The sequence below is a fragment of the Methyloversatilis sp. XJ19-49 genome, from assembly GCF_024580145.1.
Classification (GTDB): Bacteria; Pseudomonadota; Gammaproteobacteria; order Burkholderiales; family Rhodocyclaceae; genus Methyloversatilis.
The window spans coordinates 427,905-445,708 of sequence record NZ_JANINI010000001.1; the positions used below are offsets into that span (position 1 = coordinate 427,905).

Annotated in this window: 21 protein-coding genes and 1 pseudogene; 19 read left to right on the forward strand and 3 right to left on the reverse strand. The window is 65.9% G+C overall.

The window, feature by feature from the left end; translation table 11 throughout:
• Position 1: 1 nt before the first annotated feature.
• On the reverse strand, positions 2 to 1,180 hold the full coding sequence (locus NMQ16_RS01950) for a DegT/DnrJ/EryC1/StrS aminotransferase family protein (protein WP_257078794.1): 1,179 nt from the start codon (positions 1,178 to 1,180) through the stop codon (positions 2 to 4).
• Positions 1,181 to 1,496: 316 nt separating this feature from the next.
• Between NMQ16_RS01950 and NMQ16_RS01955 the strand changes: the two genes are divergently transcribed.
• Positions 1,497 to 1,886: a 4a-hydroxytetrahydrobiopterin dehydratase gene (locus NMQ16_RS01955; RefSeq protein WP_257078795.1), complete on the forward strand. Its 390-nt coding sequence runs from the start codon at positions 1,497 to 1,499 to the stop codon at positions 1,884 to 1,886.
• Positions 1,887 to 3,077 (forward strand): GNAT family N-acetyltransferase, encoded by a 1,191-nt coding sequence (locus NMQ16_RS01960; protein WP_257078796.1) that lies wholly within the window; start codon positions 1,887 to 1,889, stop codon positions 3,075 to 3,077.
• A 15-nt stretch (positions 3,078 to 3,092) separates the two neighbouring features.
• On the opposite strand, the gene ppa is transcribed toward NMQ16_RS01960, so the two are convergent.
• Together ppa and dmeF are read right to left on the reverse strand one after the other, a co-directional pair.
• Complete coding sequence (gene ppa, locus NMQ16_RS01965; RefSeq protein WP_069040112.1) at positions 3,093 to 3,641, reverse strand: inorganic diphosphatase; 549 nt, start codon at positions 3,639 to 3,641, stop codon at positions 3,093 to 3,095.
• Positions 3,642 to 3,668: 27 nt separating this feature from the next.
• Positions 3,669 to 4,646: a CDF family Co(II)/Ni(II) efflux transporter DmeF gene (gene dmeF, locus NMQ16_RS01970; protein WP_257078797.1), complete on the reverse strand. Its 978-nt coding sequence runs from the start codon at positions 4,644 to 4,646 to the stop codon at positions 3,669 to 3,671.
• A 187-nt stretch (positions 4,647 to 4,833) separates the two neighbouring features.
• Here dmeF and hemP point away from each other — a divergent pair, with 187 nt between their 5' ends.
• From hemP to NMQ16_RS02055, 17 genes and pseudogenes are all read left to right on the forward strand, one after another.
• Complete coding sequence (hemP, locus tag NMQ16_RS01975) at positions 4,834 to 5,019, forward strand: hemin uptake protein HemP (RefSeq protein WP_257078798.1); 186 nt, start codon at positions 4,834 to 4,836, stop codon at positions 5,017 to 5,019.
• Between the two features lie 7 nt (positions 5,020 to 5,026).
• Complete coding sequence (locus NMQ16_RS01980) at positions 5,027 to 5,242, forward strand: (2Fe-2S)-binding protein (protein WP_257078799.1); 216 nt, start codon at positions 5,027 to 5,029, stop codon at positions 5,240 to 5,242.
• Between the two features lie 88 nt (positions 5,243 to 5,330).
• Positions 5,331 to 5,810: a bacterioferritin gene (bfr, locus tag NMQ16_RS01985; RefSeq protein ID WP_257078800.1), complete on the forward strand. Its 480-nt coding sequence runs from the start codon at positions 5,331 to 5,333 to the stop codon at positions 5,808 to 5,810.
• Between the two features lie 176 nt (positions 5,811 to 5,986).
• Positions 5,987 to 6,793 carry an energy transducer TonB gene (locus tag NMQ16_RS01990; protein WP_257078801.1) on the forward strand — a complete coding sequence of 269 codons (807 nt, stop codon included), beginning with the start codon at positions 5,987 to 5,989 and terminating at the stop codon, positions 6,791 to 6,793.
• Between the two features lie 86 nt (positions 6,794 to 6,879).
• Positions 6,880 to 7,650 (forward strand): MotA/TolQ/ExbB proton channel family protein, encoded by a 771-nt coding sequence (locus NMQ16_RS01995; protein ID WP_069040107.1) that lies wholly within the window; start codon positions 6,880 to 6,882, stop codon positions 7,648 to 7,650.
• A gap of 14 nt (positions 7,651 to 7,664) precedes the next feature.
• Positions 7,665 to 8,084: a biopolymer transporter ExbD gene (locus NMQ16_RS02000; protein WP_257078802.1), complete on the forward strand. Its 420-nt coding sequence runs from the start codon at positions 7,665 to 7,667 to the stop codon at positions 8,082 to 8,084.
• 243 nt (positions 8,085 to 8,327) lie between these two features.
• Positions 8,328 to 8,573: a hypothetical protein gene (locus NMQ16_RS02005; RefSeq protein ID WP_257078803.1), complete on the forward strand. Its 246-nt coding sequence runs from the start codon at positions 8,328 to 8,330 to the stop codon at positions 8,571 to 8,573.
• 17 nt (positions 8,574 to 8,590) lie between these two features.
• Positions 8,591 to 9,205: a 30S ribosomal protein S4 gene (gene rpsD, locus NMQ16_RS02010; protein WP_257078804.1), complete on the forward strand. Its 615-nt coding sequence runs from the start codon at positions 8,591 to 8,593 to the stop codon at positions 9,203 to 9,205.
• Positions 9,206 to 9,552: 347 nt separating this feature from the next.
• Positions 9,553 to 10,308 carry a PEPxxWA-CTERM sorting domain-containing protein gene (locus NMQ16_RS02015; protein WP_257078805.1) on the forward strand — a complete coding sequence of 252 codons (756 nt, stop codon included), beginning with the start codon at positions 9,553 to 9,555 and terminating at the stop codon, positions 10,306 to 10,308.
• A gap of 225 nt (positions 10,309 to 10,533) precedes the next feature.
• Positions 10,534 to 12,834, forward strand: coding sequence for a TonB-dependent receptor domain-containing protein (locus NMQ16_RS02020; protein ID WP_257078806.1), 2,301 nt, complete (start codon positions 10,534 to 10,536; stop codon positions 12,832 to 12,834).
• A 322-nt stretch (positions 12,835 to 13,156) separates the two neighbouring features.
• On the forward strand, positions 13,157 to 13,528 hold the full coding sequence (locus tag NMQ16_RS02025; RefSeq protein ID WP_257078807.1) for a DUF779 domain-containing protein: 372 nt from the start codon (positions 13,157 to 13,159) through the stop codon (positions 13,526 to 13,528).
• Positions 13,529 to 13,663: 135 nt separating this feature from the next.
• Positions 13,664 to 13,867 (forward strand): hypothetical protein, encoded by a 204-nt coding sequence (locus NMQ16_RS02030; RefSeq protein WP_257078808.1) that lies wholly within the window; start codon positions 13,664 to 13,666, stop codon positions 13,865 to 13,867.
• 121 nt (positions 13,868 to 13,988) lie between these two features.
• A complete protein-coding gene (locus NMQ16_RS02035) occupies positions 13,989 to 14,633 on the forward strand; it encodes a PEP-CTERM sorting domain-containing protein (protein WP_257078809.1) in 645 nt (214 codons plus the stop codon).
• A 35-nt stretch (positions 14,634 to 14,668) separates the two neighbouring features.
• Complete coding sequence (locus NMQ16_RS02040; RefSeq protein ID WP_257078810.1) at positions 14,669 to 15,733, forward strand: hemin-degrading factor; 1,065 nt, start codon at positions 14,669 to 14,671, stop codon at positions 15,731 to 15,733.
• On the forward strand, positions 15,730 to 16,569 hold the full coding sequence (locus NMQ16_RS02045; RefSeq protein ID WP_257078811.1) for a hemin ABC transporter substrate-binding protein: 840 nt from the start codon (positions 15,730 to 15,732) through the stop codon (positions 16,567 to 16,569). Before NMQ16_RS02040 ends, NMQ16_RS02045 begins: the two co-directional genes overlap by 4 nt.
• Complete coding sequence (locus tag NMQ16_RS02050; protein WP_257078812.1) at positions 16,566 to 17,615, forward strand: iron ABC transporter permease; 1,050 nt, start codon at positions 16,566 to 16,568, stop codon at positions 17,613 to 17,615. The genes NMQ16_RS02045 and NMQ16_RS02050 overlap by 4 nt, the downstream gene beginning before the upstream one ends.
• 61 nt (positions 17,616 to 17,676) lie before the next feature.
• Positions 17,677 to 17,804 (forward strand): annotated as a pseudogene (locus NMQ16_RS02055) (ATP-binding cassette domain-containing protein); the annotation flags it as partial.

Consider the following 17,804-nt stretch of genomic DNA (forward strand, 5'->3'; position numbering starts at 1 on the left):
GTCAGGCCTTGAGGGTTTGTCGAACTGCGCGGATCACGTCGGCAATATCGCAGTCCGTCAACTTGGCTGATATGGGCAGGCTCACGATCTGGCGACCGACACGCGCCGCATTCGGATATTGATCCGGCGTCCAGCCGAAGCGCTCCTGGTAGTAGGGGTGTTCGGGAATGCTCAGGTAGTGCACGCCGACCCCGATGTTGTGTCGGGTCATGGCATCAAGGAAGGCATCGCGGCTCAGACCGCCCGTGCGTTCGTCATCGACCATCACCGTGTAGAGGTGCATCGCGTGCCGCGTGTCGGGTTCCGGCGCTGCCGGCAGGCCAAGCGGCAAGTCTGCGAACGCAGCGTCGTACTGCGCCCAGATCTCGGCTCGTCGCGCCAGATAGCGCTCGATGCGATCGAGCTGGTGCAGGCCGATGGCCGCCTGCATGTCGGTCATGTTGTACTTGAAGCCGGCCTCGACCACCTGATAGTGCTTGTAGCCCTCGTCGCCGAAGCGTTTCCACGCATCCTTGCTCATGCCATGCAGGCCGAGCACCTTGATGCGCGCAGCGTCCGCCTCGTTGCGTGCCAGCACCATGCCGCCCTCGCCCGTCACGATGTTTTTCGTGACGTAGAAGCTCAAACAACCGAAATCGCCGAAGGTACCCGCCGGCCGGCCCTGGAAAGTCGTTTCGATTGCGTGTGCGCAGTCCTCGATCATCTTCAGGCCGTGCTTTTCCGCCAGCCCAGACAATTGATCCATACGACACGGACGACCAGCGAAATGGACCGGCACGAGCGCACTGGTGCGAGGCGTGATCGCTGCCTCGACCGCTTGCGGGTCTATGTTGAGCGACACAGGATCAATATCTGCAAGTACCGGCGTGGCGCCCGCATGAATGATCGCGTTCACGGTCGCGCAGAAGGTCATCGGAGTCGTGATGACTTCGTCGCCAGGCTGAACTCCGGAGGCAAGCAGCGACAGGTGGAGTGCGGCCGTGCACGAATTGAGTGCAACTGCGTGCGGACTGCCCTTATAAAGTGCAATAGCCTGTTCGAAACGTGCCGTCTGCGGACCGGTACCCAGCCAGCCGCTCTGCATCGTCGCGACCACAGCCGCGATCTCCGCATCCTCGATGGCAGGCGCGCCAAACACGAGAAAGCGGTCCTTGCTGCGTATGGGTTCGAAGTCTGTCATTCTCGTATGCTGCCAAGCCATGCGTAAGCAAATATGTTCTTGTCACCCAAGGCTATTGATGGCCCCGAATGCTGTAAAGCAATATCCCGGCCCGCATGTGATGGAGTGCCGACCGTCCAGGCATCAACCTTAGAGCAGTTTTACGAGGCGTGAAAACCGGCGCACCCGATAATGCCTCAGCGCGGGTGGCTGCCTTCGGACGGCGGCACGGCGAGACGGAAAGAAACATTTCCTCACTGTTTGCAGCCCCAGGCTTGCGAACCATTTACTGACGTGCTCGACTTCCATACGACGACAAACGCAAGGAGAACAGAAAATGTCCAACTGGAGAACCGCCGGGCCGAACGAGGCCTTCACACCGGATGAAATCGACGCGCGCCTGAAGGGCGAGCTGCCGAAGTGGTACTACGAGGACGGCTGGATACGCCGCAAGTACAAGACCAGCGGCTGGAAGGGCACGCTGATGGTCGTGAACACGGTCGGTCATCTGGCCGAAGCGGCCTTCCACCACCCGGATCTCGCGGTGTCCTACGCCTTCGTGATCGTCAAGCTGATGAACCACGAAGCCAAGGGCGTGACCGAGCGCGACTTCCAGCTGGCGAAGAAGATCGAAGAGGTCGTCATGTGGCAGCCGGCGCTGGCTGAAGGCTCTGCCCTGGCCGGCACGCCGGACGACCCGCGCTTCAAGTACATCAAGTACGACTGAGTGAGCGGACCGGAACGCCGCGTCGAGCACCATGGTGCGATCGCCGATCTCGACGCGGCCCAGTGGGACGCGCTGACCGGCGGCCACGCCACGCTGTCGCACGCGCTGCTGGACGCCTTCGAAAGTTCGGGCTGCGTCACCGAAGAATCCGGCTGGCAGCCGGACCACCTGTCCGTCCACCAGGGCGGGCAGCTGATCGCGGCCCTGCCCGGTTACCGCAAGCTGCACAGCTATGGCGAGTACGTGTTCGACTGGTCATGGGCCGAGGCGCTTGAACGGACCGGGCGCCCCTACTACCCGAAGCTGCTCAGTGCCATTCCATTCACGCCGGTGCCGGGCCCCAGGCTGCTGGCACGCGACACGGCGGCGCGCACCGCGCTGCTCGACGCCTGGCTGGACCATGCGCGTGACAGCGGCGTGTCGTCCGCCCACCTGCTGTTTCCGGATGCCGACTCGCTCGCCGCGCTGCAGCACCCGTCGCTGCTGCTGCGTCAGTCGGTGCAGTTCCACTGGACCAACGCGGGCTACGACAGCTACGAAACCTTCCTGTCATCGCTGGCGCGCGACAAGCGGAAGAAGATCCGTCAGGAGCGGCGCCGTGTGGCCGATGCAGGCGTATCGCTGCGGCGCATCGACGGATCGGACATCCGCGACGCCGAGCTCGCACTGTTCTTCAAGTGCTACAGCAATACCTATCGCGTGCGCGGTCAGCGCCCGTATCTGAACTTCCGCTTTTTCGAACTGCTGCGCGAACGTGTGCCGCACGCGCTGATGCTGGTCGTGGCCACTGCAGGCGGGCACGACATCGCCTGCGCACTGAACCTGCGCGACGACCGGCGGCTGTACGGGCGTTACTGGGGCGAGCTCGAACATCTGCCCTGCCTGCACTTCGAGGCCTGCTACCACCAAGGCATCGAATATGCGATCGAGCGCAAGCTCGAGGTGTTCGAAGGCGGCGCCCAGGGCGAACACAAGATGGCGCGTGGTTTCGTGCCGGAAACGACCTGGTCGGCGCACTGGCTGCGCGATGCCGATTTTGCCGACGCCGTGGCGCGCTATCTCGAGCGGGAACGCGCCGGCATGGCGATGCACATCGACGAACTGGAAGAGCGCACGCCTTACCGGCGGGCGGTTCAGGCGCTGACGACATCAAATCGCGGACCGGGCGCGCTTGATGTCATCAGTCCATGAGCGAGCGCCTGAAGCTCAGAACGCCGGCTTGTCGGCGGCTTTCTGGTAGGCCTCGACGCCCGACATGATTTCGCGCTTGGCGTCTTCGATGTCGCCCCAGCCCTGAACCTTGACGAACTTGCCAGGTTCCAGATCCTTGTAGTGCTCGAAGAAGTGGGAAATCTGGTCCAGCAGGATCTGCGGCAGGTCACGCGGGCTCTGTACCGAGCGGTACATCGGCGTGAGCTTGTCCACCGGCACGGCCAGCAGCTTGGCATCTTCACCCGCTTCGTCGACCATTTTCAGCATGCCGATCGGACGGCAGCGCACCACCACGCCCGGCGGCAGCGCGAACTGCGCCAGCACGAGCACATCGACCGGGTCGCCGTCACCGGCGATGGTGTGCGGGATGTAGCCGTAATTGCACGGGTAGTGCATCGCGGTCGACATGAAGCGATCAACGAAGACGGCACCCGACTCCTTGTCCACTTCGTACTTGACCGGGTCCGAATGCATCGGGATTTCGATGACCACGTTGAAATCGTTGGGCAGATCCTTGCCCGACGGAACTCGTTCCAGACCCATGTCTCGCTCCTTTTGAAAAGCCCGCGATTATAGCGATTGTTGCGGCGCAACAGAAGATGTGTCCCGCGACACGATGTCCAGTGTCACATGGGCCAGCGTCGCCATGCTGCCCAGTTCCTCGCGCAGACGATCGGCATCCAGGCCCGGCGCGGCAGCGAGCGTGAGCAGCAGCGCATGGCGCCCGGGGGCAAGCAGCCACAGGTGCAGGTCGAGCGCGCGAACGCCGTGCCTTGCAAGGCAGTCGTGGATGTCGTGCAGCAAATGGCTGTCGATCTGACGGTCGAGCAGCACACCGGCACTGTCGCCGGCCAGTCGCCAGGCCCAGCGCAGGATGAGCACGCCGCCGAGCGCCGCCATGACCGGGTCGAGCCAGGCAATGCCGGCCCACTTGCCGGCGATCAGCGCCACGATGGCGGCGACTGATGTGATCGCGTCGGCCAGCACGTGAACATAGGCGGCACGCAGATTCTGGTCGGCGTGCCCGTTCGCATGTTCGTGCGCGTGCTCGTCGCCGTCGTGGTCATGCTCGTGACCGTGCAACAGCCAGGCGCTGAGCAGATTGACGATCAACCCCAGCACAGCGACCGCGAGCGCTTCGTCGTAATGGATGTCTTGCGGCGCCTGCAGACGCGACGCCGCCTCGTACAGCATGGCCAGCGCGACGCCTGCGAGCAGCAGGCTGGACGAATAGGCCGCCAGATAGGACACCTTGCCCGGGCCGAAGCTGTAATGCGCCTGCCCGGCATGCCTGCGCATATACACGTACGCAAATGCGCTGATGCCCATTGCTGCCACGTGTGTCGCCATGTGCCAACCGTCGGCCAGCAGCGCCATCGATCCCGTCAGATGGCCGGCGACGATTTCCGTCAGCATGGCGATCGCACTCAGCCACAGCACATGGCCGACCGCCTTTTCAGCTTGACGTTGCGACCGCAGGAAGTCGGGCTGACGTACCGGGCAGGACGGCGCTTGCGTGTCCTGTTCGTCGCGTGAAGGTGTGTTCATCTGGCGATTGTAGGGTGCGACGCTGACGCTGTGACGTCACGCTGCCGCAAAGTCAGCCCGCGGAGACCAGCATGCCGTACGAACCCCCTGGCCGCTGGTGTCGACAACCCGCGCAGCGAACACTTGACAGCGGCTCGGCCTTCTGTATTAATACGAACCATTCTCATTACTATTTGTTTGTTGGCAAATGAATACGCCTGCACCGCTGCTGCCGCAGACACCCGCCAACGCTCCCGCTGCGTCACCCACTCCGTCGCCGACGCTTGATTCGGCGCAGTTGCTGGGGGGCCGCAAACAGGTCGCCATCAATCACGGTGGCGAACTTTACTCATTGCGCCTCACGCGCAATGGCAAATTGATACTCACCAAATAGAGTCGCCATGTACATCTGTCTGTGCGAACCGGTCACCGACCGGGATATCAAGGCTGCGGTCAGCACCGGTTGCCGCAACGTGCGTGACGTCGCCGGACAGCTCGGCTGCTGCCGGGATTGCGGCAAGTGCGTGCGCGCCGCAAAGGAAGTGATCGACGCTGCCCGGGCTGATCTGCGGGCACTCGTCGTGCATGCGCCGCTGGCGTCCGGTTGCGCCGCCTGAAATTGATGCTGTGCAACACAAGCGTTCGTGTGGCCTAGAATGCGATCAGGCGTCACGCCAGTGACACCGCCTGAACAGGAGACGGCACATGAAGGGCGACAAGAAGGTTCTGCAGTATCTGAACAAGCAGCTGGTGAATGAACTGACGGCGATCAACCAGTATTTCCTGCACGCGAAGATGTACAAGAGCTGGGGCCTGAAGCAGCTCGGCGACCATGAGCACCACGAGTCGATCGAGGAGATGAAGCATGCGGACGCGTTGATCGAACGCATCCTGCTGCTCGAAGGCCTGCCCAACCTGCAGGACCTGCACAAGCTGCTGATCGGCGAGAACGTGCCGGAAATGCTCGGCTGTGACCTGAAGATCGAGCACATCTCGCATACGACGCTGAAGGAAGCGATCGCCTGCTGCGAATCCGCGGGCGACTATGTCTCGCGCGACCTGTTCCGTTCGATCCTGGCGGACACCGAAGAACATATCGACTGGCTGGAAACCCAGATTGACCTGATCGACAAGATGGGACTGCAGAATTACACGCAGGCCGCGATGGGAGAGATCGGCAGCTGAGCTGCCGGTCGGGGCAGGACCGGCAATCGGGTGCCGGCCGTCCCCTCACCGTCACGACCATGGCCCTCACCCGAAGTTGAAGTAGCACGGATGTTCCTTCCCATACTGCCTGCCGTGACGTTTCCCGCCCACCCGTCGATGCACCCCGTCCACCGGTTGTCACCGGTATGGGCGCGATGAGCAGCGCAGCGCTGGCGGGCGGAGCCGGAACCCTGCCGCCTCATCTGCCGCCCGCCTTCCGCTTTCCGGCGCCGCCCGAGCGCCCACCGGGCCGGTGGACCGGTCTGCCCGACGCAGGCGCGCCGGCGCGCATCTTTTCGCTCGGCACGGTACTGTTGCTGCATGGCCTTGCGCTGTTCTGGCTGATGCATGTCCAGCTGCCGCTGCCCAGTGCGCCCGCCACCCTCATGCTGGCCACACTGATTGCGCCCGAACCGCTGCCGATGGCAGACATCGAGCCGGTGCGCGAGCAGCCGAAGGTGGAGCCCGAGCTGCCGAAGCAGGTCACCAAACCGGTGCCCCGACGCAAGGAAGTCGTCTTGCCGAAGCTGACTGCGGTTGCCGATGCACCCAGCGCGGAAAGCAGGCCGGTACAGGAGCCTGCGCCGCCGGAGCCGGTTGCGATCGACGCCGTCCCCGCAACCGCGCCGGAGCCTGCCACGGTCACGGCAGCTCCTGTCGCCGCGCCGCCACCAACACTGGAACCGCCGCGCTTCGATGCCGCCTACCTGTCGAACCCGAAACCGGCCTACCCGATGCTGTCGCGCCGTGCCGGCGAAGAAGGTCGGGTGATGCTGCGGGTGATGGTGGAGGCAAACGGCATGCCGTCCCAGGTCGATATCGAAAAGTCGAGCGGATTCCCCCGACTCGACGAGGCCGCGCTGGATGCCGTGCGCAATTGGAAGTTCGTGCCGGCACGGCGCGGTACCGAAGCGGTCGCCGAGTCGGTCATGGTCCCGCTCAGCTTCAGGCTGCCGCGATGATTTGACCGGCGTGACTGCTGGCGTACACTGCGCAGCGATCCTTTTTTGCACTATGGCTTTGATCTGGCTTCACATGGAGAGTCTTGATGAATGAATCACTGGGTTTTGCGCACTTCCTGTCGAATGCGGATGCTGTCGCAATCACCATCGTCGTGCTGATGGCGCTCGCGTCAATCGGCACCTGGTTCCTGATCGTGCTCAAGGGCATCGTTGCGCTGCGCCAGCGCAGTGCCAGCAGCCAGTTCATGGATCGCTTCTGGAACGCCTCGTCGCTGGAAGACGTGGCGCGCGACATGCGGTCCAACGGCGTCACCGATCCGTTCTCGCATCTGGTGCATGAGGGTTTCAGCGCCGTCGAAACGCTGCGCAATGGCAAGGCGGGCGCGCGCGGCCTGATCGCCACCGGCAGTGCCGACGAATTCCTGACCCGTGCGCTGAAGCGTTCGATCGAGCGCGACCGCAGCCGCATGGAGTACGGCCAGACCTTCCTTGCGTCGGTCGCGTCCAGCGCGCCGTTCATCGGTCTGCTCGGCACCGTATGGGGCATCTACCACGCGCTGCTGGCGATCGGCATGTCCGGTCAGGGCACGCTGGACAAGGTGGCGGGCCCGGTCGGCGAGGCGCTGATCATGACCGCCATCGGTCTGGCCACCGCCATCCCGGCGGCGCTGGCATTCAACTTCTTTGCACGTTCGACGCGCAACGTGATGGCCGAACTGAACAGCTTCGCGCACGACGTGTTCGTCATGCTGTCCACCGGCATCAAGGACGTCGGCACGAATGACCCGAAAGCCACCGGCGACCGCGTGCTGTCACTGGTCGAGCACGGCCGCGACGCTGCGCGTCCGGCGCACTGAGCGGGAGCAGACAGATGGCCTTCGCAAGCTTCGAACAGGACGACGACGGACCGATGGCGGAAATCAACATGATTCCGTTGATCGACGTGATGCTGGTGCTGCTGATCATCTTCATGGTGACAGCGCCGCTCTTGACCCATGCGGTGAAGGTCGATCTGCCAAAAGAATCGACCGCCGCCAACGAACTGCCGCCGGAGAACATCCAGATCGCGATCGGCGCCGACGAGCAGCTGTTCTGGTCGGGCGAGAAGATCGACAAGGAAACGCTGAAGGTGAAACTGCAGGAAGCGGCCGCGCGCGACAAGAGCGCGGAGATCCAGCTGCGTGCCGACCAGAACGTACCCTACCGCTCGGTGGCCCACGTCATGAGCGAGGCGGCACGGCTCGGGCTGACCCGCATCGGCTTCGTGACGGATCCTTCCAGCGCGAAGTAAGGCGCCTCGGCTCCTGAAGAAACCGCCCTGACCGGCGGTTTTTTTTCGTCGCGACCATCCGTCTACCGACACATTCCTTCACCGCTTGCACGCACAGCGACGCTTGACACGCCAAATCCCGCGTGTTTGAATGCGAATCATTCCTATTCATAACTGAGTGGGACATGCGCCAGCCTGCTGCCCCGGCAGCCATCCGCCAGCCACCCCGTGCCCCGCACGCCCAGACCGCCGGTGGATGCAGGTATGACGACCGAACACAGTCCCACTGGCGACGCCAGTCCGAACATGCTGGCGGCTGCCACGCTGTTCGTCATGACCCGGTTTGCGGAACGCCCGTGCCCGGAAGTTGCGCAGATGGTGATCCGCCATCTCGAAGTCGTCGCCGAGGACGAGCGCGCCGATCCGCTGATGCGTGAGGTGTGCGACGCGCTCATCGGCCGCTGGAGCCTGCATGCCGTCGGCGATGCAGGCCTGCGCGCCGCTCACTGATCCGGAGAACCCCCAAGATGTCCCGCTACACCGGCCCCCGCCTGCGCGTGCTGCGCGCACTGGGCACCGACCTGCCCGGTCTGACCCGGAAGCACATCGAAAACCGCACCTCGCCGCCCGGCCAGCATGGCGCGCGCCCGAACCGCCGCAAGTCGGAATTCGGCGCCCAGCTGATGGAAAAGCAGAAGCTGCGCTACAACTACGGTCTCAACGAAACCCAGCTGCGCAGCGTGTTCCGCGAAGCCGAACGCTCGAAGCTGCCGACCGGCGAGAAGCTCGTCGAACTGCTGGAGCGACGGATCGACAGCATCGTGTTCCGCGGCGGTCTGGCGCCGACGATTCCGGCGGCCCGCCAGCTGGTGCGCCACAAGCACGTGCTGCTCAACGGTCGGCGGGTGAACATTCCGTCGATCCGGCTGCGTGTCGGCGACACCATCACGCTGACCGACAAGGGCCGCACCGTCCAGAGCGTGGTCGATGCGCTGCAGACACCGTCGCTCGAGCGGGCTGACTGGCTCGTCTTCGACGCGGCGACGCTGAGCCTGCGCCTCGCCCATCTTCCACCGGGCGATGCCACACCCTTTGCGTTCGAAGCACAGAAGGTGGTCGAGTTCTACGCCCTGCGCGTCTGATCACGCAACGCTAAGCGGTCGATCGGGTGCCCTGCCCCGATCCGCCTGCTGTTGCCTTCCCGCGGCTGCCTGATCCTGGCCGTTGCTTTTTCTTCGCGGCTGTTTTTCCACCGCTGCTGTCTTTCCACTTTTCCCCCGCCCGCGCTGCGGCCGGGGCTGCCAGCCAGATCCGCTCACGCGATCCAGCCAGTCAGGCTTCTTCAGGAGACGCTGACATGTCGCTGTTCGCATCACTGATCTGCATCGCCGGTTCGCTTCACTGCCCTGCCGCAACCAGGCGCGTTTCCTGTCAATGGCCGCGCAACCGCGCCGGCTCCACGCCTTCAACCCGCTTCGAGAGGTCAACCATGATCACGTCACATCTGCCCAGCGCAGCCCTCACCACAGCCGCCGTGCTGTCCTTTGCCTTCGCCGGTCAGGCAGTCGCCGCCACCGCGCACGAATCCTTCAGCTCACCCGCCGATTCGGTCGCCAGCGACGGTTTCAACAACCTGACGGCGGGCCGCATCACAGCCGCACAACTGACCGCGGGCCTGGTTGCCAACGTCAACGGCAGCGCCGGCGACACGATCTTCCGCAAGATGTCGGGTGGCGCCTACCCGGCATCGGCCGGCCTGTACCAGTTCAGCGGTGCCGGCTCGACCTTCGAAATGGCGGTTGCCGACGCCGCCGACGGCCTGACCAGCATCGTGTTCCAGAGCTACATCAACATCAGCCGCGGCGCCAATGGGGTCGACGGGCTGTTCGATACCGGTTACGCGCCCCGCCTGAGCTACAACAACGGCACGCAGTTCCTGACCGCGTCGCTGATCGAGACGGAAAACCTCAGCTACACCGACTTCTTCACCGGTCAGGTCGTGGCGTCCGACCCGAACAACCCGAACCACGCCACCTTCACGTGGAATCTCGCGGCGCTGGGCGTCACCGTGCCGGTCAACAGCTTCCGCATCACCTTCGGCACCGACACCCACTCGCAGACCGAAGCCTTCCAGCTGGACCAGCTGGTCGCGGCACCGGTGCCGGAACCGGAAACCTGGGCCCTGATGCTGGGCGGCCTCGGGCTGATCACGCTGAGCGCACGTCGCCGCATCAACAAGGGCTGATTGCCGCCCGCCGCCGGACGATCAGGTCCGGCGGTCCACACTGCGGTGCGCGTTGCGCACCGCATCCGTTGCAGACTTCCCGTGACACCCCAGCCCTCCACAGCCGCAAGGCGCCCTCTCCGCCGCTCCGCCTGCTGGCCTGCAGCCGGACTGTGCGCGTTTGCCTGTCTCGCCGCCTCGGCGGCCTGTGCGCAAGACACGCACACGCCTGACCGCGTCACGCCGGTGCAGGACGCTCGAACGCTTGCACCTCCGGGGCCACCACCCGGCGCGCAGGACGTCGGCGAAGCGATCGACACCGACACGACCGTGCTGCCCGAAGTCGAGGTGACCGACGAACGCGAGCTGCAGCGCCCGGTCGAGATCGACTTGCCGCCGGACCGCCCGGTCACGGTCATCAATGCCGCCGCCATCGAGCGGCGCCAGGCCAGCACCATCTTCGACATCCTGAAGGACATCCCCGGCGTGTCGGTCGATGGCGGACCGCGCGCCAGCGGCATGAAATTCAATCTGCGCGGTTTCTCCGACAACGAGGACGTGCTGTTCAAGGTCGACGGCGCGGTCAAGGGCTTCGAGAAGTACCGCTTCGGCAGCGGCGTGTTCATCGAGCCGGAATTGCTGAAGGCGCTGCAGGTCGAGCGCGGCCCGTCGGTCACCGCCGGGTCGGGCGCCTTGGGCGGCACGGTGTCGGCCACCACCAGATCGGCGTCCGATTTCCTGAAGCCGGGACAGCCCTTCGGCAGCGAAGTGAAGTACGGCTACAACTGGAACAGCCGCGAACGGCTGCGCATGGTGACCGTCTATGGCCGGCCGAATGCCCACCTCGACCTCATCGTGTCGGTCGCCCGGCGCGATTCCGATGACTTCCGCCTGCCCGACGGCGAGCGCCTCGACCTGACCGCCACTTCGTCGGAAAGCCGCTTCGTCAAGGCGAGCGTCTACGCCACCGACGATCTTGTGATCGAACTGAGCCAGACGCGCTACACAGGCGGGCCTGAGCGCGCACCGTACGACGCGACGGCGAGCGGCTCCGGCGGCTTCGGCATCGTCCAGCGCAGCATCGACGACACCACGACCAATCTGTCGCTGCGCTATCTGCCACCCGATTCCTGGATCGCACTGCGCGGCACGCTGGCCTACGAAACGACCGAACTGGCCGACCTGCACCGGATCGGCCAGAGCCGCATCTGCGTGTCACCGTCACCACTGCTGCCGGCCGCCTTCCGGGTCGACCGCTGCAACGACGACTGGCGCTATGCCATCTGGACCGGTGAGCTGTTCAACGATCTGCGCTACACGCTGGGCGAGCTTCGCGGGGTGCTGACCGTGGGTTACCAGGGCATCCGCAACAGCCGCGACATCGTGCGCGTGACGTCGAACGCCAACACAAATGCAAACAACCATCCCGGCGGTTTCAACGAAGCACAACCGCCCGGCGACAAGGTGTCCGACGCGCTGATCGTCGAGAACGCGATGACCTACGGCGCATTCACGCTGACGCCGGGCGCGCGCATCGACCGCTACCACGTGAGCGCCGAAGGCCAGACACGCACCAACATGATTGCCGCCGGCCAGTCGCCCGACCTGCGCTTCGTCAAGGTGTCGCCGGCGCTGGCGCTGACCTGGCGCATTCCGGCCAGCGATGTGTCGCTGACCGCCCGCTACAACGAAGCCTTCCGGCCGCCGCTGGTCGACGAGTATTTCGCGCGCGGCGGTTTCGCCAGCCGCTGCGCGAAAACCACCGGCAATCCGCTGGCGCCCGGCAATCTGGTCAGCGACGCGAATCCGCTCTACGACCCATCGGGCATCGGCCTTCCGTACGACCCGTCGCTCGATCTGGCGCCGGGCAACGAAATCTGCGGCGGTCTCTATCGGCCGCAGGAATCGTCCAGCCACGAACTGACGATCGCCTGGTCGCCGCAGCCGGCGAGCGCCGCCGACGGGCGCTGGCAGGCGCGCGCGACCTGGTACGACATCCATACCCGCCATCTGCTGCAATCGATCTCGAACGTGGGCGGCCGGGTCGCCCAACCGGGTCGGGAATGGCGCACCGGCACCGAACTGGAAGTGTCCTACGACGGCCTGCGCAGCTTCGCCACGCTCGCCTGGTCGCAGATCGACGGCCGCATCACGAACCCGGTCGCCGGCACCGATTACGCGATCTACGGCGTACCGGGCGACACGCTGAGCGCCAGTGCCGGTGTGCGCGGCTTCGACGGACGCATCGAAGCCGGTCTGCGCATGCGCGACATCGGCGAACGGCGCGCCAGTGCAGGCACCGAACCTACGGTGTGCTCGCGCCCGGGCACGCTGTTCATCGAAGGCGTCGGACGCATCGGCACCCAGTTCGGTGCGCGCGTGTTCGACCTGTTCGCCAGCTGGCGCGTCACCCCGGATGCCTTGCTGCGGCTCAACATCGACAACCTGACCGACGAGGTGTACTGCCTGCAGGACGGCTTCGCCGGCGCGGTCGGCGTGCAGGCACCGGGCCGCAGCGCGAAGCTGTCGCTGACGCTGCGCTTCTGAACGTGCCGATGGCTTTTCGGGGCACAAACCGGAACTGTTTTTCATATTCCGACTGCCGTGCGAGGCTGACAGAATCCGCACGCGCACCGACATTTCATCTGGCTGACGTTTCAGCCATGGACAGTCCGATGCACCGTTACTGGACACCCGCGCAAACGGCCAGCCGGAGAATTGCGCAGTTTTCCTTTGCCGCCCGTATCCTGCAGCGCATCGCCTGATATGGCGCGGGATTTGCTGATCAGCCGTTGTGTACGCAGGTCTGCAATTGCGACGCACACGAACCATTACACATGATCCACACGTCGCGCCACGACATCCGCACATGCCACATTCATCCGATCCCGAATGCTCGCTCCACCGTACCGGTCATCTTCGGGCTGTCTCGCTGACCGCCAGCGTTGATGCCGTCATGCTCATCATCCGGCTGTCCGCGCGCTACGGCCCGCTGATGTTCCGCCATGGTGCGATGGCGGAAAGCGTGCAGCCGCTGTGCCGGCCCATCGGCTCGATCGCGCTCGGCGAGTCCGACGTCAAGCTGGGCGAAATCGCCGGCTGCGAATACTGGATCGACGCATCCACCTTTGCGCGGTTGGAGCAAGGTGCCTATCTGCTCGATGTCCTCAACCCCTCGGTCACGCCGCACGGCACACCCGCACTGACCGACCGTTTCGTGTTGCGTCCGCAGGCAGGCTGACGCCCCGCACTGCGCGCGAGCAGCCCAAGCCCGCTTCCCCTGAAGCGCGGTCCGCTTGACACCGAACTGAGAATCATTATTATTTGAGTCGGTTCAACACAGCGCGGTCCAGCCGCGCCGGACATTCCGGTCACCATGCATGACGCCATGCCAGGTCTGAACGCTTCGTCGTCGGACGCCCTGAAATCCCGCCTTTCCGGTCTGCTCGACGAGTTGATCCGGCATGACGGCTTCGGGTCGCTCAGCGTGGAGGTACGCCTGCTCAAGCGCGGGCAGAAGGAAGTGATCATCGACTGCGGCAAGCAGTACCGCTACGTGATCGATTTCGCCGCCGGCTGAACCGGAACCGTTCGTGCAGCATCGTCCGGCGGCGCGGGGCCGCGGACTCACATCATCAGAAACAACACCTGAGCAGTCGCCTTCGCGGGGAAGGGATGCATGGCTCTGAACGAGGCCCATCATGTCTTTCCGTCGTCTGTGCTCGACCGGCGCGCTGTGCGTGCTGTCTTCTTCCGCTTTCGCCGCCGGTGCGGTCTGGGATACCCCGCTCGCCGGCTTCGACGGCAATGGCGCCAGCTCAGCCAGCCCCTGGGCCAGCGCTTCCGTCTATGCCGAATGGAATGCATTCGACAGCACCAGCCTTGACGCCACGCCGGACATCGCCGGCAGCGGCTCGCTGAGCCAGACCCATCCGGCGGCCGGATCCTTTCTGACCGGCAGCGGCAATCTGTACAGCAGTGGCGGCGCCGCGAACTTCATCGTCGATCTTGCCGCCCCGGCCGCCGGCACCTACGACGTATGGCTGCGCGTCGCCACCCAGGGCACCGCGGCCAATGACATCGCAACGCTCAATGGCGTCGCCGCCAGCAAGGTCGTGTCGTTCAGCGCCACGCTGGGCGGCTTCGGTGGCAGCGAGGAAGAAGCCTGGTGGCGCTGGACGGTCACCGACCCGCTCGCCCTGCAGTTCGCCTTCGCCAGCCCGGCCGCCCACCTGAGCCTCGACCAGCTGGCCGTGCTCGCGGCACCGGTGCCCGAACCCGCCACCTGGCTGTCGCTGCTGGCCGGCCTCGGCCTGCTCGGCGTCATCGCCCGCCGCCGCGCCTGACGCGCCGCCCCGCCCACCCCGAGCCGGAGACTTCCATGACCCGCATTGCCGATCCCGAAAGCCTGTACCACACCTTCCACGCCCTGAAAGCCGAACGGCGCCTGCGCAACCGCGATGCCGCGGCGGCTCTCGGCATCAGCGAAGGAGAAGCCATTGCCTGCGGCGTCGGCCGCGATTCCATACGCCTGCACGGCCCGTTCGACGCGCTGTTCCAGCGCATGCCGGAACTGGGCGAAGTCATGGTGCTGACCCGCAACGAAGCCGCGGTGCATGAAAAGACCGGCAGCTTCGAACAGATGTCCGGCAACGCCCATGTCGGACTGGCGCTGGGCAGCGTGATCGACCTGCGCATCTTTTACGGTCAATGGACTCATGGCTATGCCGTGACCGACGAAACGCCGCGCGGCACCTCGCTCAGCTTCCAGTTCTACGACCGCCACGGCGACGCCGTGCACAAGGTGTTCTCGCGCGCCGGCACGAAGCTCGACGCCTGGCACGCACTGGTGGCGGCCTGCACCGCCGAAGACCAGCAGGCAGGCGAACAGGTCGAACTGCGCAGCACGGAACCGGACGCGGAAACGCCACTGGCCGCGATCGACACCGACGCCTTCCGTCGCGACTGGCTGGCCATGCAGGACACGCACGACTTCTTCCCGCTGCTGCGCCGTCACAAGGTGTCGCGCAGACAGGCCATGCAGCTGGCACCGGACGGCCATGCCGAACGGCTGGACAACGTCCTGTCGCGCCCGCTGCTCGAACAGGCGGCAGCGCAGTCGGTGTCCATCATGTGCTTCGTCGGCAACCCCGGCATGATCCAGATCCACACCGGGCCGGTGCATCGCATCGAAGTCATGGGCAACTGGCTGAACGTGCTCGACCCCGGATTCAACCTGCACCTGCGGCACGATCTGGTGGCGGAAACCTGGCTGGTGCGCAAGCCGACTTCCGATGGCATCGTCACCTCGGTCGAATTGCTCGACGCCCGCGGCGAAACGATTGCGCTGTTCTTCGGCGAGCGCAAACCGGGCAAGCCGGAACGCGAGGACTGGCGTGCGCTGGTGCGTCAGGTCCGCCCGTCGACCGACCGCGTCGCCGCATGAAGCGTCTTGCCCTGCTGAGCGTTCTGGCCGCGCTGTGCGGCCCGGCGCTGGCCGACAGTGCGCAGCGTCTGGTCACGGTCGGCGGTGCGGTCACCGAAATCGTCTATGCGCTCGGCGCGGGCGCCCGCGTGGTCGCGACCGACACCACGAGCACCTGGCCGGAGGCGGCACAGGCACTGCCCCGTGTCGGCTATCAGCGTGCGCTGGCGGCCGAAGGCGTGTTGTCGATGCGCCCGACGCTGCTGATCGCCACCGCCGACGCCGGCCCGCCGGTCGCGCTGACCCAGTTGCAGGTTGCCGGCGTACGCGTGCTGCAGCTCGACGCCGGCCACCGTGCCGATCAGGTCGGCAGCGCCATCCGCACCATCGCCGCGTCGCTCGCGCTGGACGACGCCGGGCATGCACTGGCGGAGCGCTTCGACGCCGACTGGGCGGCGGCGCGGCAACAGGTCGCTGCCTTGCCGGGGCGTCCGCGTGCCCTGTTCATTCTCGATCATGGCGGTGCCAGTCCGATGGTCGCCGGCGACGGCACGGCCGCCGCAGCCATGATCGACTATGCAGGCGCCGCCAACGTCATGGCCGGCCGCTTCAACGGCTACCGCCCGCTGACGCTGGAAGCAGCGCTGGCGGCGGCACCCGACATCATCGTCACGACCGACGAGGCGATCGCCAGCGCCGGCGGCCGCGCCGCCTTCCTCGCCCGACCCGGTCTGGCCGCCCTGCCCGCCGCGCGTGCCGGCCGGCTGGTGACGCTGGACGCGCTGCGCCTGCTCGGCTTCGGGCCGCGTCTTCCGGCTGCGGTGCTCGATCTGGCGCAGCGGATGCGCACGCCATGAACCTGCGCAGTGTCGAGTTGCCGCGCTTCGGCCCGCCGGTCAGCCTGACGCTCTGGCTGCTGGCGGCCGCGCTGATCGGCGCCGTCGTCCATGCGCTGGCCAGTGGTGCGGTGGATCTGCCGGCCGCCACCGTCGTCAGCGCGCTGCTCGGGCAGCAGGTCGGGTCGGATGCCGATCTGGTGATCTGGACGCTGCGTCTGCCGCGCGTGCTGCTCGGCGTGATCGCCGGCGCCGGCATGGGCATCGCCGGTGCCGCCATGCAGGGCCTGATGCGCAACCCGCTCGCCGACCCCGGTCTGGTCGGCGTCAGCAGCGGCGCCGCACTGGCTGCGGCCGCCGTGGTCATCCTTGGCGAGCGCGCCATGAGCACGGGGGGCTGGGCCGCCAGTGCGCTGCTGCCGCTGACCGCCTTCGCCGGTGCCGCGCTGACCACGGCGCTGGTCTATGCCGCCTCGCGCCGCAATGGCCGCAGTTCGGTCACGCTGATGCTGCTGTCGGGCATCGCCATCAACGCACTCGCCATGTCGGGCATCGGTTTGCTGCTGTTCATGGGCAGCGACGCCCAGGTCAGGCAATTCACGTTCTGGACGCTGGGCAGCCTGGCCGGCGCGACCTGGCCGGGTGTCATCGCAGCCGCCGTTGCGGTCGGCGCCGCACTCGCGCTCCTGCTGCGCAAGGCCGGGCCGCTCGATGCGCTGGCGCTGGGCGAAGCACAGGCGGCGCATCTGGGCGTGGCGGTCGGTACGCTGAACCGCGCCTGTGTGGTGCTGATCGCGCTGTCGGTCGGTGCCACCACCGCGCTGACCGGCACCATCGGTTTCATCGGACTGATTGCCCCCCATCTGGCGCGGCGCCTCGCCGGACCGTCGCATCACCTGCTGCTGCCGGCCAGTGCGCTGGCCGGCGCCCTGCTGGTCGTGCTGGCCGACAGTGCCGCACGCACCTGGGTCAGTCCGGCGGAACTGCCGATCGGCGTGCTGACCGCGCTGTTCGGTGCGCCCTTCTTCATGCTGCTGCTGCGCCGGCGCGCCGCGCAGGAACACTGACATGCTGAGCGCCCGCCACCTCTGCGTCATGGCCGGTCAGCGCAGGCTGATCGACGACGTGTCGATCGACGTGCGACCCGGCGAAATGCTGGCCCTGATCGGCCCGAATGGCGCCGGCAAGACCACGCTGCTGCGTGCGCTGTCCGGCGACATCGACGCCGCCTGCGATGCGGTGTCGTGGGGGGGGGG

What these genes read in the sequence shown, in the direction of transcription:
- NMQ16_RS01950 (WP_257078794.1), bottom strand. Translation starts at nt 1,180, where the DNA reads ATGACAGACTTCGAACCCATACGCAGCAAGGACCGCTTTCTCGTGTTT.
- NMQ16_RS01955 (WP_257078795.1), top strand. Translation starts at nt 1,497, where the DNA reads ATGTCCAACTGGAGAACCGCCGGGCCGAACGAGGCCTTCACACCGGAT.
- ppa (WP_069040112.1), bottom strand. Translation starts at nt 3,641, where the DNA reads ATGGGTCTGGAACGAGTTCCGTCGGGCAAGGATCTGCCCAACGATTTC.
- dmeF (WP_257078797.1), bottom strand. Translation starts at nt 4,646, where the DNA reads ATGAACACACCTTCACGCGACGAACAGGACACGCAAGCGCCGTCCTGC.
- hemP (WP_257078798.1), top strand. Translation starts at nt 4,834, where the DNA reads ATGAATACGCCTGCACCGCTGCTGCCGCAGACACCCGCCAACGCTCCC.
- NMQ16_RS01980 (WP_257078799.1), top strand. Translation starts at nt 5,027, where the DNA reads ATGTACATCTGTCTGTGCGAACCGGTCACCGACCGGGATATCAAGGCT.
- bfr (WP_257078800.1), top strand. Translation starts at nt 5,331, where the DNA reads ATGAAGGGCGACAAGAAGGTTCTGCAGTATCTGAACAAGCAGCTGGTG.
- NMQ16_RS01990 (WP_257078801.1), top strand. Translation starts at nt 5,987, where the DNA reads ATGAGCAGCGCAGCGCTGGCGGGCGGAGCCGGAACCCTGCCGCCTCAT.
- NMQ16_RS01995 (WP_069040107.1), top strand. Translation starts at nt 6,880, where the DNA reads ATGAATGAATCACTGGGTTTTGCGCACTTCCTGTCGAATGCGGATGCT.
- NMQ16_RS02000 (WP_257078802.1), top strand. Translation starts at nt 7,665, where the DNA reads ATGGCCTTCGCAAGCTTCGAACAGGACGACGACGGACCGATGGCGGAA.
- NMQ16_RS02005 (WP_257078803.1), top strand. Translation starts at nt 8,328, where the DNA reads ATGACGACCGAACACAGTCCCACTGGCGACGCCAGTCCGAACATGCTG.
- rpsD (WP_257078804.1), top strand. Translation starts at nt 8,591, where the DNA reads ATGTCCCGCTACACCGGCCCCCGCCTGCGCGTGCTGCGCGCACTGGGC.
- NMQ16_RS02015 (WP_257078805.1), top strand. Translation starts at nt 9,553, where the DNA reads ATGATCACGTCACATCTGCCCAGCGCAGCCCTCACCACAGCCGCCGTG.
- NMQ16_RS02025 (WP_257078807.1), top strand. Translation starts at nt 13,157, where the DNA reads ATGCCACATTCATCCGATCCCGAATGCTCGCTCCACCGTACCGGTCAT.
- NMQ16_RS02030 (WP_257078808.1), top strand. Translation starts at nt 13,664, where the DNA reads ATGCATGACGCCATGCCAGGTCTGAACGCTTCGTCGTCGGACGCCCTG.
- NMQ16_RS02035 (WP_257078809.1), top strand. Translation starts at nt 13,989, where the DNA reads ATGTCTTTCCGTCGTCTGTGCTCGACCGGCGCGCTGTGCGTGCTGTCT.
- NMQ16_RS02040 (WP_257078810.1), top strand. Translation starts at nt 14,669, where the DNA reads ATGACCCGCATTGCCGATCCCGAAAGCCTGTACCACACCTTCCACGCC.
- NMQ16_RS02045 (WP_257078811.1), top strand. Translation starts at nt 15,730, where the DNA reads ATGAAGCGTCTTGCCCTGCTGAGCGTTCTGGCCGCGCTGTGCGGCCCG.
- NMQ16_RS02050 (WP_257078812.1), top strand. Translation starts at nt 16,566, where the DNA reads ATGAACCTGCGCAGTGTCGAGTTGCCGCGCTTCGGCCCGCCGGTCAGC.